This is a genomic window from Streptomyces speibonae, assembly GCF_984686075.1.
On the sequence record NZ_OZ480260.1, the window covers coordinates 1,675,548 to 1,689,018 of the forward strand.

Consider the following 13,471-nt stretch of genomic DNA (forward strand, 5'->3'; position numbering starts at 1 on the left):
GTCCCGAACCTGGGGACTGCGCCCCCAGACCCCCCTTCCGGCCCTTCGGGCCTCGTCCTCAAACTCCCCCGGAGGGGGTACCCCCAGACAGGCTGAATTTCAGCCCCTCCGGCGTCTGAGGAGCGGGGGTCCGGGGGGCAGCGCCCCCGGGGACGGGAAGGGGCGGCGGGGGCGAGGAAAAGGTCACTTGTCGCCCGGCGGCGGGCTGTCGCCGTTCTTCGGGTGGTGGGGAGGCTTTCCGTGGGTGCGGAGGCGGGCCGTGACGTCCTCCGGCGGGAGGAAGCGGGACCAGCGTTCCGGGAACTCCGACGGCATGTCGGGGTCGGCCTCCCCGGTCAGCGCGGCCGTACGCGCCACGTACTCGGCAACCTGCGCCTGCCGCAACCGCTCGTTCGCCTCCCGCGCCGCCGCCGTCGCCGCCGCGGGCCACACCCGGTCGATCGCCGCGTTGACGGCCGCGCCGACCAGCACGGCGAACGCGGACACACCGATCCACAGCAGCACGGCGACGGGCGCCGCGAGGGAGCCGTAGATGGTGGGTCCCTCGACGGTGTTGGTGAGGTAGATCCGCAGCAGGAAACTGCCGAGCACCCACATGGCCAGCGCGACCAGCGCACCGGGCACGTCCTCGATCCACGGAGAGCGCACGGGCACGGAGACGTGGTACAGCGTCGTGAGGAAGGCGACGGACAGCACGATCACGACCGGCCAGTACAGGATCTGCACGAGCGTCGTCGACCAGGGCACGATCCGTACGACCGCGTCCGGCCCCGCCACCATCAGCGGCAGGGCGATCGAGCCGATCAGCAGGGCGACGAGGAACAGGGCGAAGGCCAGCAGCCGGGTCTTGACGATGCCCCGGACGCCGTCGAGGCCGTACATGACGGTGATGGTGTCGATGAAGACGTTCACCGCGCGGGAGCCCGACCAGACGGCGATCAGGAAGCCGAGGGAGATCACATCCGGCCTGCCGCCCTTCGTCACGTCCCGCAGGATCGGCTCCGCGATCTGTGTGACACCGCGGTCGGAGAGCACCGTGCGGGAGGCGTCCAGGAGGTTGCGCTGAAGGCTCTGGATGGTCTCGGCGCCGGTCCAGGCGTCGACGTAGCCGAGCAGGCCGATCATGCTGAGCAGCAGCGGCGGGACGGACACCAGTGTGAAGAACGCCGCCTCGGCCGCCAGACCGAGGATGCGGTACTCCATGCAGGAATTGACGGTGTCCTTCAGCAGCAGCCAGGCGGTCCTGCGTTTGGAGACATTCCGGTACAGGGCCCGGGCCCGGTGGAGGCGTCCGGAGGGCTCGTTCGGGGAATCACTTGCTGGCTGCACGCCCTAAAGGTATCCGTCGTGCCTGGTCGCACTCACCCGGAGGCGGGAGCGCGGGGTGAGCGAAACGGAGGGCGGGGTACGTTCGGGACATGGCAGGCACCACGCACACCGTGACCAACCAGGCTCCGCCGCTGGTGCAGTACGACGTCTTCGGCGCCGACCGGGCCCTCGTGGAGGCGGTGGAGCGGCATCTCGCGGCGGACGTGCTGGACGAGGGGCTCGCCGAGCTCTCGGCGCTCGGGCGCTCGACCGGGTCCGCGCAGGTGCAGGAGTGGGGGGTGCAGGCCAACGAGCATCCGCCGCGGCTGCGCACCCACGACCGCTACGGGCACCGGATCGACGAGGTCGACTTCCATCCCGCCTGGCACCGGCTGCTCGGCAAGGGCGTGGCGGCGGGGCTGACGGCCGCGTGGGGGCGGCCGGGGGGCCATGTGCGGCGGGCGGCGGCGTTCCACCTGTGGACGCAGGCGGAGGCCGGCAACGGCTGCCCGCTGTCGATGACCCACGCGGCGGTGCCCGCGCTGCGCACGGATCCGGAACTGGCGGCCGAGTGGGAACCCCGGCTGACGTCGACGGTCTACGACCGTGAGCTGCGGCCCCCGGGGCAGAAGCCCGGTGCGCTGTTCGGGATGGGCATGACGGAGAAGCAGGGCGGCAGCGACGTACGGGCGAACACGACGGCCGCGCGGCCGCTGGCTCAGGACGGCGCCTACGAGCTGACCGGGCACAAGTGGTTCTGCTCGGCGCCCATGTCGGACGCCTTCCTGGTGCTGGCGCAGGCGCCGGACGGGCTGACGTGCTTCCTGGTGCCGCGCGTGCTGGAGGACGGCACGCGCAACGTGTTCCTCATCCAGCGGCTCAAGGACAAGCTCGGCAACCGGTCCAACGCCTCCGCCGAGGTCGAGTTCGACGGGACGTGGGCGCGCCGGGTCGGTGAGGAGGGGCGCGGGGTGCGGACCATCATCGGGATGGTGGCGGCGACCCGGCTCGACTGTGTGCTGGGCTCGGCGGGTCTGATGCGGCAGGCCGTGGCACAGGCGGTGCACCACTGCACCTACCGGGAGGCGTTCGGCGGGAAGCTCGCCGACCAGCCGCTGATGCGCAATGTGCTGGCCGACCTCGCGCTGGAGTCGGAGGCGGCGACCGCGCTGGCGATGCGGCTGGCGGCGGCGTACGACGACGGCGGCGCGCAGGAGCGGGCGCTGCTGCGGATCGCGGTCCCGGCGGCGAAGTACTGGGTGACCAAGCGGTGCGCGCCGGTCGCGGTGGAGGCGGCGGAGTGCCTGGGCGGGAACGGGTACGTCGAGGAGTCGGGCATGCCGCGGCTGGTGCGCGAGTCGCCGCTGAACTCCATCTGGGAGGGCGCGGGCAACGTCCAGGCGCTGGACGTGCTGCGGGCGCTGCGCCGGGAACCGACGGCGCTGGACGCCTATCTGCGCGAGGTCGGGCAGGCGCGCGGGGCGGACCACCGGCTGGACGGCGCGATCAAGAACCTGCTGACGGAACTGGCGGACCTGGAAGGCGTCGAGACCCGCGCGCGGCGGCTGGTGGAGCGGCTGGCGCTGGTCCTCCAGGGCTCCCTGCTGGTCCGGTACGCCCCGTCCCAGGTCGCGGACGCCTTCTGCGCCTCCCGCCTGTCCCCGGACGCCGGCACCGCCTTCGGCACCCTCCCCCACACCCTCGACCTGAAATCCCTCGTCAACCGAGCCCGCCCCACAGCCTGAGAACATCGGAAGCCCACCCCACCCAGGTGCGCGGGAAACCCCCGGCCGAGGACACCCACCCAGGGGCGCGGGAAACTGCGCGACCAGCCACCCACCCGACCGAAAGCCGCCACCCCGCACCAAACCCGACGCCCAGACCTCAAAACCCCGGCCGAGGACACCCACCCAGGGGCGCGGGGAACTGCGCGACCAGCCACCCACCCGACCGAAAGCCGCCAACGCGCATCAAGAACCCAGCCCCCGCAGCGAACCCGCCCCCACCGCCGGAGGCACAGGGGTGGTGCTGCGCCGACACGGCACCACCCCCGCCCCACAGGCCCCGTGAAGAGCCCTGGACGCCGCTCGGGACGGCGTCACTCAAGCTTCAACCAGTGGGAAGCCTGCCCACCAGAGTTGCAGGGGGTTGCAACTTCCTGTTCCCGTCCCGGTACTGAGCGTGGACACCGTAGGCAGACGGCAGTATGGGTCCGACAGCTTTCTTCGGGAGGTCCGGTGGTGCTCTCGCCGATGGACGTGACGCATCTGGCCGTCGTCGACACGGCGCGGGCGGCGCGGGTGCTCGACGAGGTCCGTACCGCCGCGCTGTCCGGACGGCCCGCGCCGGTGGCCCCCCGTCCGGTGATCGGACAGTCGTGGGAGCGGATGCTGCGCAGCGGCGTGGACCCGGACCACGGCTTCCGCAACGAGCTGCTCTCCGCCGACGAGGTGCGGCGACGGCGGGAGACCTCGACGCTGCGGCACGTGCTGCCGGTGCTGCGCGAGGGACTGCTGTCGGTCGCGGACGTCACGCACCACATCATGGTGGTGGCCGACGAGGACGGCCGGGTGCTGTGGCGGGAGGGCAGCGCGCCGGTCCTGCGCAAGGCGGACGGCCTCGGCTTCGAGGTCGGGGCGGACTGGCGCGAGGACGCCGTCGGCACCAACGGGGTGGGCACGCCCGCGGTGACCGGCTGCCCCGTGCAGGTGTTCGCCTCCGAGCACTTCGTACGGCTGCACGCCACCTGGACGTGCGCGGGGGCGCCGATCACCGATCCCCGGGACGGGCGGCTGATCGGTGTGGTGGACGTGAGCGGGCCGCTGGAGACGATGCACCCGGCCACGCTGGCGTGGGTCGACTCGGTGGCGAAACTCGCCGAGGCGCGGCTGCGGGAGCGGCACGTGCGGTCGCTGGAGCGGCTGCGCGCGGTGGCCGCTCCCGTACTGGCGCGGACCGGCGGGCGCGCGCTGGTGGTGGACCGGCACGGGTGGACGGCGGCGGTGACGGGCATGCCCTACATCCAGCGGCTGGCGCTGCCCAAGTCGGTGTCGGCGGGCCTGCGGTGGCTGCCGGCGCTGGGGCGGTGCTCGCTGGAACCGCTGGCCGGGGGCTGGCTGGTGCGGGCGGCGGACGAGCCGGCGGCGCGGGCGGCGACGCGGATCGTGCTGGACTTCCGTGTGCCGCGCCGTCCCTCGGTGGAGGTGTCCGGCGGTGCGGGCTCCTGGAGCCGTGAACTGAGCCCCCGGCACGCCGAGTTGCTGCATCTGCTGGCGGTGCACCGCGCGGGGCGCAGCGCCGCCGGTCTCGCCCGGGAGGTCTTCGGCGACCCGGGCCGTACGGTGACGGTCCGGGCGGAGATGTCCCGTGTCCGGCGCTATCTCGGCGACCTTCTGGAGCACCGTCCCTACCGCTTCACGGAGTCGGCGGAGGTGGAGGTCCTGCTGCAGCGCGGCTCGGGTTGAGCGGGCCGTCAAGGGCGCCGGGCGGCGTACAGATGTGCGTGGGTACGTGCCCGATGGCGGTTGGTCCGCATAATTGCAGGGTCTTTGTCATTTCCGGCGGCCGGCTGTCGTAGCATCCCGTTACGGGCCACCCCATCTGCTCCACGGTCAACCCGCGGATCACCGGACGCAGTTGGCTCGTCCCGGGAGGACGTTATGAAGCATCGCGGCAGACACCGCCGGCGCAGACGGGGCAGGGCCCTGCGGGCCGCGCTGGCCGGAACCGCCCTCGGGCTGACCGCGGCCGCCACCCTGATCAGCGCTTCGCAGGCCACCGACGCCGACGACCCCGGGGCGCTCAGGCCGCTGACCGCGTCCGCGCAGACCGCTCCCCTGCGGCTGACCGAGGAGGACGTCCCGGACGGCGCGCTGGACCGGCTGGCCGGCGCGATGGGCCGGCCCGTCGGTGTGGGCGCCGTGCTGTCCGACCCCGACGGCGCGCTGCGGGACGCGGAGGACTGTCCGGAGGACGAGCGGCGGGCGCTGCCCGTCGAGCCGGCCGCGACACGCGCGTACTGCTGGCCGGGCGGCGACACCGCGGGCTGGCGGGCCGGGGCGGTCACCACCTCCGGGGACGCGGACGAGGACGGCCGCTGGGGCAGGCACCGCGTGATCCTCTCCGGGTGGAGCCGGGCCACGGGCTCGGCGGCGGAGCAGGGGCTCGCGCGGGTCGCCTTCGTGAACGCCGACGAAACCGCCGAACCGCACTACACCTGGGCGCTGCTGGCCGTTCCGGTGGACGGCGGCCGTGACTACCGGGGCCTGGGCTCCGCCGTGTCCGGCATGGTCTGGTACCAGGACAAGCTGCTGGTGACCACGGGCCGGGGCGAGGGCGGCGCGCTGTACGTGTACGACCTGGACCGGGTGCAGCGGGCCACCGTGGAGGGCACGTCGGTGGGCAGGGTCCCCGGCGGCTGGTCGGCGGCCGGGGCGCGGTACGTGCTGCCGGCGGTCGCCTCCTACCGGACGAGCGGCGCGGACGCCCCGCAGCCGGGCGGCATCTCCCTGGACCGCAGCACGGCACCGGACAGCCTGGTCGCGCACGAGGCGAGGCCCGCCGAGGAGGACGGGCCGACCCGGCTGTGGCGGTACGCGTTCAGCACCGAGCCGGAGCGTGCCGGACTGCTGGAGACGGATCCGGTCGCGGTGTACGAGACCGAGCTGACCCGTGTGCGCAGTGTGCTGGCGTACCGGTCGGGCTGGTACCTGGGCCGGATGACCGGGTCGTCACCGGAGGAACGCGGCACGCTGTGGCGGCAGGACACGGAGGGGGCGCTGCCCACGCGCTGCGGCGCGGACGAGACGCACCGGTGCTGGAGCGGCGAGGCGACGTCCCTGTCGTACTGGCAGGAGACCGGTGACGTGTGGTCGCAGTCCGGCCGGATGCTGTTCGCCCTGCCGCTGGCGTCGGTGGACCGGTCCCTGGACCGCTAGCGGCGTCTAGGAAATGTCTCTCCTGGGCGCCCCGGCCGCGTGGGCGCCCCAACCGCCATGGTGCCCGGCCGCGCAACGCGACCGGGGCACCATCGCGCGGCGGTCGTCCGGTGCCTCGGACGGCACCGGCTCTCGCACCGCTCACAGGCCGCGGGTGCACCACCGCGGCAGACCGCGGGAGGGGCAGCCCGGGCCGCTGTTCACGGCGCCTCCGTCCGGTCGCTGCCCAGAGGGTGGCCCAAGGCGAGCCCGAGCACTCCGATCTCGGTGTACCCGTCGATGCCGGCCAGTTCGCGCAGCGACGGCTGGAGCAATCCGGCGAAGACGCTGCCGACCAGACCGCGGCGGAGGGCCGCCGTCCAGGCGTTCGCCGTTGCCTCGCCGCCCGCGGTCATCAGGCGCGCGTATCCCAGGGCACCGTCGCCGGAGGTCGCCTCCGCGAGGCGGCCGGTAACCACGACGATGGCCGGGGCGGCGGCGAACTCGCGCTGGAGCACGCAGTTCTCGAGCTCCGCGGGGCTGCCGGTGAGCGGGTGCAGCGGTTCGAGCCGCCCCCCGTCCGCGTGGTACCGGTACATCGCCGGGACGAGGTCCTTGACGCGGCGGGCGGCGACGACGACACCGAGCGGTCCCTCCGCAACCGCGCCCGTGGCCTTCAGGACGGCGTGCAGGTTCCCCTGGTCCAGAGGAGTGTCGGCGTAGAAGCGGACGGCTCGGCGGTGGCGCAGGGCCGTACCCACCGGCATGGCCGGCGGACCGGGCGGCGGCAGAGGCACACCTGCGGAGGCGGAGGACACCGGGGCGGACCGTGAGGCCGTCCGATTCCGTGGGCCGGGACGGCGTAGCTCCCCGAGCATCAGGTCGAGGATGTCCGTGCGTGCGTAGGGGGCCGCGGGCGGCGAGGTGGTCATCCCCGGTCACCTCCCGAGAGGGTCAGTACCGATGTGACAAGTCCTTCGTCGCCCAGGCCCAGCAGGGCCATCAGTTCCGTGCCGTCCCACTCCTCCTCGACGCGGCCGGTCAGGCCCAGTCCGCCGGCCACGGCGAGCGCGTACGAGCGGGCGACGCCCGCGTCGAGCAGGCAGATGCGCAGGGCCAGGGAGGCGTACTTCTTGGCGACCCGGGCCAGCGCGGAGACGGTCACCACGGCGGCTTCGGCGCCGCTCAGCTCCAGGCCGGCCGCCCGAGCCGCGGCCGTCACGTCCAGGCCGTCCCCGGCCGTGGCGAGGGCTGACAGCCGGTGGGCGAACGGCTCGTAGTAGTAGACGCCCGCCTCGAGGCCCGCCACATCCCGGACCAGGACGAAGCCCTGCGGGGAGCCGAGGTTGCCGCCGGTGGCGGGGTAGCGGCGCACCTGCTCGTCATGGGGCTCCGGCTTGAGGCCGTACGCGGCGAGCAGCACGGCGGACAGGCCGGCCACGTCGCACCCGGGCGACCGCGCGGGCAGGCGGTCCGGATCGTGCCGGGGCAGGGCGACCGGCTCGGCGCTGTCGTAGGTGAGATGCTCCCGCTGGATGACGATGTTGCCGAGCTTGTAGTGGTTCTGGTGATTCTTGGGATCCATCAGGTGGCGCGGCGGGAAGGCGACGGCCTGTTCGTAGACATAGGGCAGCGGCGGCGTGGCCGCGGCCGTCTTCGGCAGGCAGCGCGAGCAGCCCGGGCGGCGGGAGAGCAGGAGTGTCCTGGTCCGCCAACGGTCCAGGTCCACCGTGACCCAGCCGTTCAGCGCGGCCGAGGTGCCGACGCGGGTCCGCTGGTTGAACATCTCGGTGGCCACCAGGGCGGTCCAGCCGTCCTCGTCGCGCGATCGGTCCGCGGTGCGCGGCTCCAGGGCGTGGCCGTCACCCGCCAGGAAGCATGCGTAGCAGGCGGTATTCCCCGGGTCGAAGCGCGGCCCGAGCTGGAGCGCGGTGCCCGACTTGAGTACGCGCAACCAGACGGCTCCGGCGTCGGCGCAGCGCCGGTCCAGGGCGCTCAGGGCGGCCGTGTCCTCGTGCTCCTCACACACCACCAGGACGGTCTCCCCCGCCTGAGGTTGGTGCCCGGAGCGGACGAGCACCGGGTGGTCGCCGCTCGCGCGCAGCAGGTCGGCGACGGCGCGGGCGGGCGCGCCGGTGTCCACCACGGCCAGGGGGTGCTGGGCGAGGGCCGCGAACACCTCCCCGGGGCTTCTGCGGGCGCGGGTGGTGTCGAGGGCGCGCGCCACGTAGGCGGCGACCGGAGCGGGAACGTCATCAGGGACCGATGGCGCCTCGTCGGGCCCGTCGTGCAGCAGCCCCGCGGTGTAGAGCAGGGCTACGGCCGCTCGGACCGGGCCGGGTCCGGAGTGGCCGGCGGCGGTGGCCGCCTCCTCGACCGTCCGGGTGCCGTCAAGCAGCGGGATCAGACGGGGCAGCATCCGGGTGGCGGCCGCGCCGCGGAACACCTGCCGCTCGGGCCCGCCCTCGATGACCAGGCCGTCCGCCATGGGGACGACGAGCGCGCCGGGGATGAACGCCGGGCGGCGCGGGAGCCGGAACTGCGGATCGGTGTCCACGGCGTTGAGCATCATCGCGGCCGGCACCCAGCGTGGGGCGCGTGGACCGGCAGGCGGGGTTTTGACCGGGGTGTTCACCGTGCGCCTCCCTGGGTGGCGCCAGCGGGCGGCGGAACGAGGTCCCGCACCAGGGGGGCGAGTCGGCCGGTGGACCGTTCGGCCCAGTCCTGCCTGGGCGCGCAGGTCCGGCAGCCGTGCACGGCGACCACGGTGGAGCGGAACAGGCCCTGGCTCAGCGGGGAGTACAGCCGTACTTCGCCTGCGCTTCCCTCAGCGGGCGGCTGCGAACTGGCAAAGGAGCGCACGGCGGAGGCCGCGAGCGCCGTTGTCATGGGCAGGTGTCCTTCCAGGAGGGTGCTCGGATCGTCGGTCAGCGCCCGCTCGACGGCGTCCTGCGCCGCGGTGGAGCCCATGTGCTGCCGGACGCGGGCCCGGTGGCACTCGGAGCACCCGGTGACCCCGGGCGCCGAGACCGGGCCGATGCGCAGCCTGCCCTGTTCGATGACAACGGGCAGGAAGCGGGTCCGCCACAGGTGGGCGGCCTTCGACAGCGCGTGCTCGACGCGCGGTACGGGGACGGGGGAAACGAGCGCGAGCGCGGTGCGCGGGGGGATGTGTGCCAGGGCCACGTCGGTCGTGTCGGCCGGGACGAAGACGGTGTCCTCGGGCAGCAGCCCGGTCACGTCGGCGCCGAATCCTCCGATGTGGGCGACGGTCAGGCGAACGGCTGGGGCCATGGGTTCAGCTCCTCCTCGGTTGCGGCCGGGTGCCCCATGGCAGCCGGCGCCTGGTACAGGCGGGGGTGCCCCCGGTACTGGGCACGACGTATGAACGACAGCGGCATCAGGTCGGGGACGATCGCTTTGATCACCCACATGCCGGTCCGCTCCGCCTCGTCACAGGTGATGTCGCAGGCGTACGCCTCCATGCCCCGGGCCGCCAGCCGCCCGAGCAGCCAGCTCAGCCGGTCCCGTGGGGTGGCGAAGCGTGGCCGGTCGTAGGAGGACACGGCGACGCGGTGCGGGCTGTCGAGCAGGAAACGGAAGGCGTGGGCCCGTTCGGGCGCGCCCATGTACAGGGCGCCGTCGTGCACGGTGGCGAAGTCGTCGGGGCCCCGGCCGTCCGGGGTCCGGTGCCGCAGCGCGATCCGGCCCGATGCCGCCTCGCGCAGCACCTTCCCGATGGCCCGCACCGGGTCGGGGTCGGTGGCGCACATGACGACGGTGCGCACGGTGCCGTGGTGCGGGGTGACCTCGACGGAGTAGACGGTGGGCACGCCGATGTCGGTCGTCGCGTCGAACAGGTGGGTGCGCACGTTGCGGGAGCGCGCCCGCTCGAGGTATGGCCGCAGGTCCTCGGGGATCTGGTCCAGCTCGATGCGGGGCAGGGCCAGCCGTTGCAGCCAGGTGAGCGCGATGGCGTCCCGCTCGATGACCTCGGCCACCCCCGAGGCCAGGGCGGCGTGCACGTCGGTGTGCGCGGCGCAGCCGGTGGAAATGGGCGCGGCGAGGCGATCGCCGTACGACTCGAAGGGCAGGTGCAGATAAACCAGGCTGGCCGGGATCCACACCCGCCGCCCCGTCATCAGGGACAGGCCCCGCACCCAGCGCAGCGGTGCGTCCGGATCGGGCGGTGTGATCAGGCAGCGCGGGTCTGCTGCCTCCGTCGCCGACACGCGCGGGATCCGCTCGATGTCGATCGCGTCCTCGCCCAGCTCACGGGCGGTGGCCCAGATGAACTGGTCCGGGTGCCAGGCGCACGAGGAGTAGCGTTCCAGCGCTTCGGCGACGCTCAGCCATGAGGCGTCCTCGGCGGTCAGAGCGTTGCCGGCGCCGTCCATGGCGGTGTCGCCCGCGGCGGCGACCGAGGCCGCGGTGTGCGGCAGTGCCTGCGAGATGTCGCCCAGCGGCGCCACGCACACCGGGAACGACGGGTCGCCCGGCGGGTTGGGCAGCCTGATGGTGGTGCTGACCAGGCCGCCGACCGGACCGACCAGGTTCCGCAGGCGCTCGGCGGCATCGGGCCGGGCGCCTGCAACGCGGGTTATGGCGGGTGTGGTCATCGCTAAATCTCCTCGTCCCAGCGGAACGTGCGGGCGGTGAGCCAGGCAAGGACAGCGGTGGTCCCGGCGATCACGGCGTAGCCGAGCCAGACGGGGTACTCGGCGGGCACCCCGAGGAGCTGATGGCGCAGCAGGTCGCCCATGTAGGTGAACGGGAGGAACTGCGCGGCGAACCGGACGGCCGACGGCATCATGTCCATGGGCAGCATGACGCCGCTCGCGAACAGCACCACTGGCATGAGGAACCCGCCGATCGCGCCCAGCAGTTCCGGGGAGCGCAGCAGCCCGCCGACCAGGAAACCCAGGCTGAGCATGCAGGCCGCGGTCAGCAGCAGGGTCAGGAGCGCGGCGGGCAGCCCATCGGCGCGTAGTTCCCCCGCCGCCGCTCCGATGAGGAAGATCAGGGCGAACTCCGCGAGGACGACACCGAGCCGCACCGGCACCTGGGCCGCGACGAAGGCGGTCCGGCCGACCGGGGCGCAGCCGAAGACCCGCAGCACACCCCGCTGCCGGTAGACGGTCATGGGGGCGGCGGTGCCGATGACGCCGAGCGACAGGGTGGCGAGGACCAGGACGGCGGGCAGTCCGAAGGCAAGGCCACTGACGGTCGTGCCCTCCGCGACCCGTACGTCGGGCAGGAAGGCGAACATGCCGGTGAAGCACAGCGGGAACAGCACCGACAGGAAGAGGGTCATCGGCGTCCGGGTGATCTCGCGCCGGCTGGCCAGGATCAGCTCGCGGTAGGCGGTCGCGTTCACGTGCCTTCTCCTTCGCGCAGGTCGCGTCCGGTGAGGGCGACGAAGGCGTCCCGCAGGGACGGCCCGCGCGCCTCGGCATGCTCCAGGCCCCCGATCCGTGTCCTGGCCGCGGCGAGGGTGCGGTCGGACGCCTCGGTGACGAGGTGGGCGGTGGTCACCGAGCCCCTGCGCTGCAACGACACCGTGCGTACCGCGGGCAGGGCGGACAGCGTCGCCTCGTCGAGGCTGTCCCGGGTACGCAGGATCACCGCGCCGCCGCCGGCATGCTCCCGGACGAGTTCCTGCGGCGGGCCCTCGGCGACCACGCGTCCGGCGTCGATGATCAGGAGCCGGTCGCAGACCGCCTCGGCCTCCTCCATCGAGTGGGTGGAGAGCAGCACACCGCCGTCGAGGGCGAGGCCGCGCACGGCATCCCAGACGAGTTCCTTGGCGTGCGGGTCGAGTGCGCCGGTGGGCTCATCGAGGATGGTCAGGCGGGACCTGCCCGCCATCGCGATGGCCAGCCGCACCCGTTGCTGCTGCCCGGAGGACAGCCCCTTGACCCTGGCGTCCGCTCGGTCGGTGAGGCTCACCATCTCCAGGACCTCGGCCACCGGGAAACCTCCGGGGCGCAGGGCGGCGAACAGGCGCAGGGTCTCGGCCACGGTCAGGGTCTCCATGAGGGCGCCGACCTGAGGCTGGACGCTCACCTCGCGCAGCAGTGAGGTGCGTGCCGCCGCCGGGTCGTGGCCGAGTACCCGGATGGTGCCGGAGTCGGCGCGGCGCAGGCCGACCAGCGACTCCAACAGGGTGGTTTTCCCGGCGCCGTTGGGGCCAAGGACCCCGAGGACCTCGTGGTCGTGGACGTCCAGGTCGATGCCGTCAAGAGCGAGGGTGGCGCCGTACGCCTTGCGCAGGCCGCGCGCGGCCGCCAGCGTCCCGCCGCGGCCGCGCACGCCCGGGTCGGGCGTCGCGCGTGTCTTGGCTGTCATTGATGTCGCTCTCCAGTTCTCCGCCGCGGGACGGCGAGCAGTGCGGGACGGGCGCGGATGACCTCCGCGATCACGGCCTCTTCACGCGTGGTCACGCCCAGCCGGTTGTTCGTCAGGTGGATGTGGTGGAACAGCAGATGGGGCGGCAGGCGGCTCCCGGGGAGCCTGCCGGCCGCGGACAACGCGTGGGCCAGCGCGCCCAGGTAGGCGTCGGCGGGCGCGGTGTCCACGGCCGCGGCCGCGGCCGCGAGCCGTGCGCCCGACCGTGTGGCCGCGGCCCTGACCAGCGCCGCGGTCGCGGAGGCGCGCAGTGGTTCCCGTCCGCACCAGTACCAGGCGTAGTGGTGCAGGAACCCGGCCCTGACCGGCTCGGGCAGCAGCCGGACGGCTCGCGCGGTCACCGCCGCGGCGCAGGCCAGCCGGCTCCAGCCGGGGCTCTGCCGAGTGAACGCGGACAACGCGAATTCGCTGGACGCCCGGAACACCTTCTCGGCCACGGCGACGCCCTCGGGGCCGCCCCACTTGCCCAGCTCGGGTTCATAGACGTGCTGGGTCACGCCCCGGCGGCCGCGCTCGGCGGCACCGGGCTGCCCAGGGCGGAGTTCCGGCACGTCCAGGCGCCCGGAGAACAGGTCTGCCAGCCGCTGGTCCAGCCACGCCTCGACGGCCGTCAGGACGGGTTCCGGCGCGTACAGGCGCAGCCGCAGGTGCAGCCCGGAGCCGTCCAGGTAGCGCAGGAAGAACCATGGACTGCCGGGCTCCCTCGCGTGCAGCACGTCCACGGCGGGGCGCACCACGTGCCGGAGCAGGGCGTCCAGGCGCGCAGTCGTCGTCTCGTGGATGCGGTAGTACAGCCAGTCCCCCGCCGCGGCGGGCACGGGTGATGCCACGTCTCGCAC

General features: G+C 73.6%; 11 protein-coding genes. 3 read left to right on the forward strand and 8 right to left on the reverse strand.

Features of this window, described 5'->3' with window-relative positions; translation table 11 throughout:
• Nucleotides 1–183 precede the first annotated feature (183 nt).
• A complete protein-coding gene (locus tag AC5L3C_RS07385) occupies nt 184–1,329 on the reverse strand; it encodes a YihY/virulence factor BrkB family protein (RefSeq protein WP_493647787.1) in 1,146 nt (381 codons plus the stop codon).
• 89 nt (nt 1,330–1,418) lie between these two features.
• Here AC5L3C_RS07385 and AC5L3C_RS07390 point away from each other — a divergent pair, with 89 nt between their 5' ends.
• The 3 genes from AC5L3C_RS07390 (at nt 1,419) to AC5L3C_RS07400 (ending at nt 6,245) form a co-directional block, all read left to right on the forward strand.
• The gene (locus AC5L3C_RS07390) at nt 1,419–3,053 is read left to right on the forward strand and encodes an acyl-CoA dehydrogenase family protein (protein WP_493647790.1); all 1,635 of its coding nucleotides are present in this window, start codon (nt 1,419–1,421) and stop codon (nt 3,051–3,053) included.
• Nucleotides 3,054–3,545: 492 nt separating this feature from the next.
• A complete protein-coding gene (locus AC5L3C_RS07395; protein ID WP_493647791.1) occupies nt 3,546–4,772 on the forward strand; it encodes a helix-turn-helix domain-containing protein in 1,227 nt (408 codons plus the stop codon).
• Between the two features lie 195 nt (nt 4,773–4,967).
• Nucleotides 4,968–6,245 (forward strand): hypothetical protein, encoded by a 1,278-nt coding sequence (locus AC5L3C_RS07400; RefSeq protein WP_493647794.1) that lies wholly within the window; start codon nt 4,968–4,970, stop codon nt 6,243–6,245.
• A 200-nt stretch (nt 6,246–6,445) separates the two neighbouring features.
• Here the strand turns inward: AC5L3C_RS07400 and AC5L3C_RS07405 are convergent, their stop codons facing one another.
• From AC5L3C_RS07405 to AC5L3C_RS07435, 7 genes are read right to left on the reverse strand one after another with little or no spacing between them, the layout of a single operon-like run.
• Nucleotides 6,446–7,156, reverse strand: coding sequence for a nitroreductase family protein (locus AC5L3C_RS07405; protein ID WP_493647797.1), 711 nt, complete (start codon nt 7,154–7,156; stop codon nt 6,446–6,448).
• A complete protein-coding gene (locus tag AC5L3C_RS07410) occupies nt 7,153–8,796 on the reverse strand; it encodes a hypothetical protein (RefSeq protein WP_493647799.1) in 1,644 nt (547 codons plus the stop codon). The genes AC5L3C_RS07405 and AC5L3C_RS07410 overlap by 4 nt, the downstream gene beginning before the upstream one ends.
• A gap of 59 nt (nt 8,797–8,855) precedes the next feature.
• Nucleotides 8,856–9,518, reverse strand: coding sequence for a TOMM precursor leader peptide-binding protein (locus AC5L3C_RS07415; protein ID WP_493647801.1), 663 nt, complete (start codon nt 9,516–9,518; stop codon nt 8,856–8,858).
• Nucleotides 9,497–10,843, reverse strand: coding sequence for a YcaO-like family protein (locus AC5L3C_RS07420; RefSeq protein WP_493647803.1), 1,347 nt, complete (start codon nt 10,841–10,843; stop codon nt 9,497–9,499). The genes AC5L3C_RS07415 and AC5L3C_RS07420 overlap by 22 nt, the downstream gene beginning before the upstream one ends.
• A gap of 2 nt (nt 10,844–10,845) precedes the next feature.
• On the reverse strand, nt 10,846–11,601 hold the full coding sequence (locus tag AC5L3C_RS07425; protein ID WP_493647805.1) for an ABC transporter permease: 756 nt from the start codon (nt 11,599–11,601) through the stop codon (nt 10,846–10,848).
• Nucleotides 11,598–12,572 carry an ABC transporter ATP-binding protein gene (locus AC5L3C_RS07430; protein WP_493647807.1) on the reverse strand — a complete coding sequence of 325 codons (975 nt, stop codon included), beginning with the start codon at nt 12,570–12,572 and terminating at the stop codon, nt 11,598–11,600. The genes AC5L3C_RS07425 and AC5L3C_RS07430 overlap by 4 nt, the downstream gene beginning before the upstream one ends.
• A complete protein-coding gene (locus AC5L3C_RS07435) occupies nt 12,569–13,462 on the reverse strand; it encodes a thiopeptide-type bacteriocin biosynthesis protein (RefSeq protein ID WP_493647809.1) in 894 nt (297 codons plus the stop codon). Before AC5L3C_RS07435 ends, AC5L3C_RS07430 begins: the two co-directional genes overlap by 4 nt.
• Nucleotides 13,463–13,471: the final 9 nt, after the last annotated feature.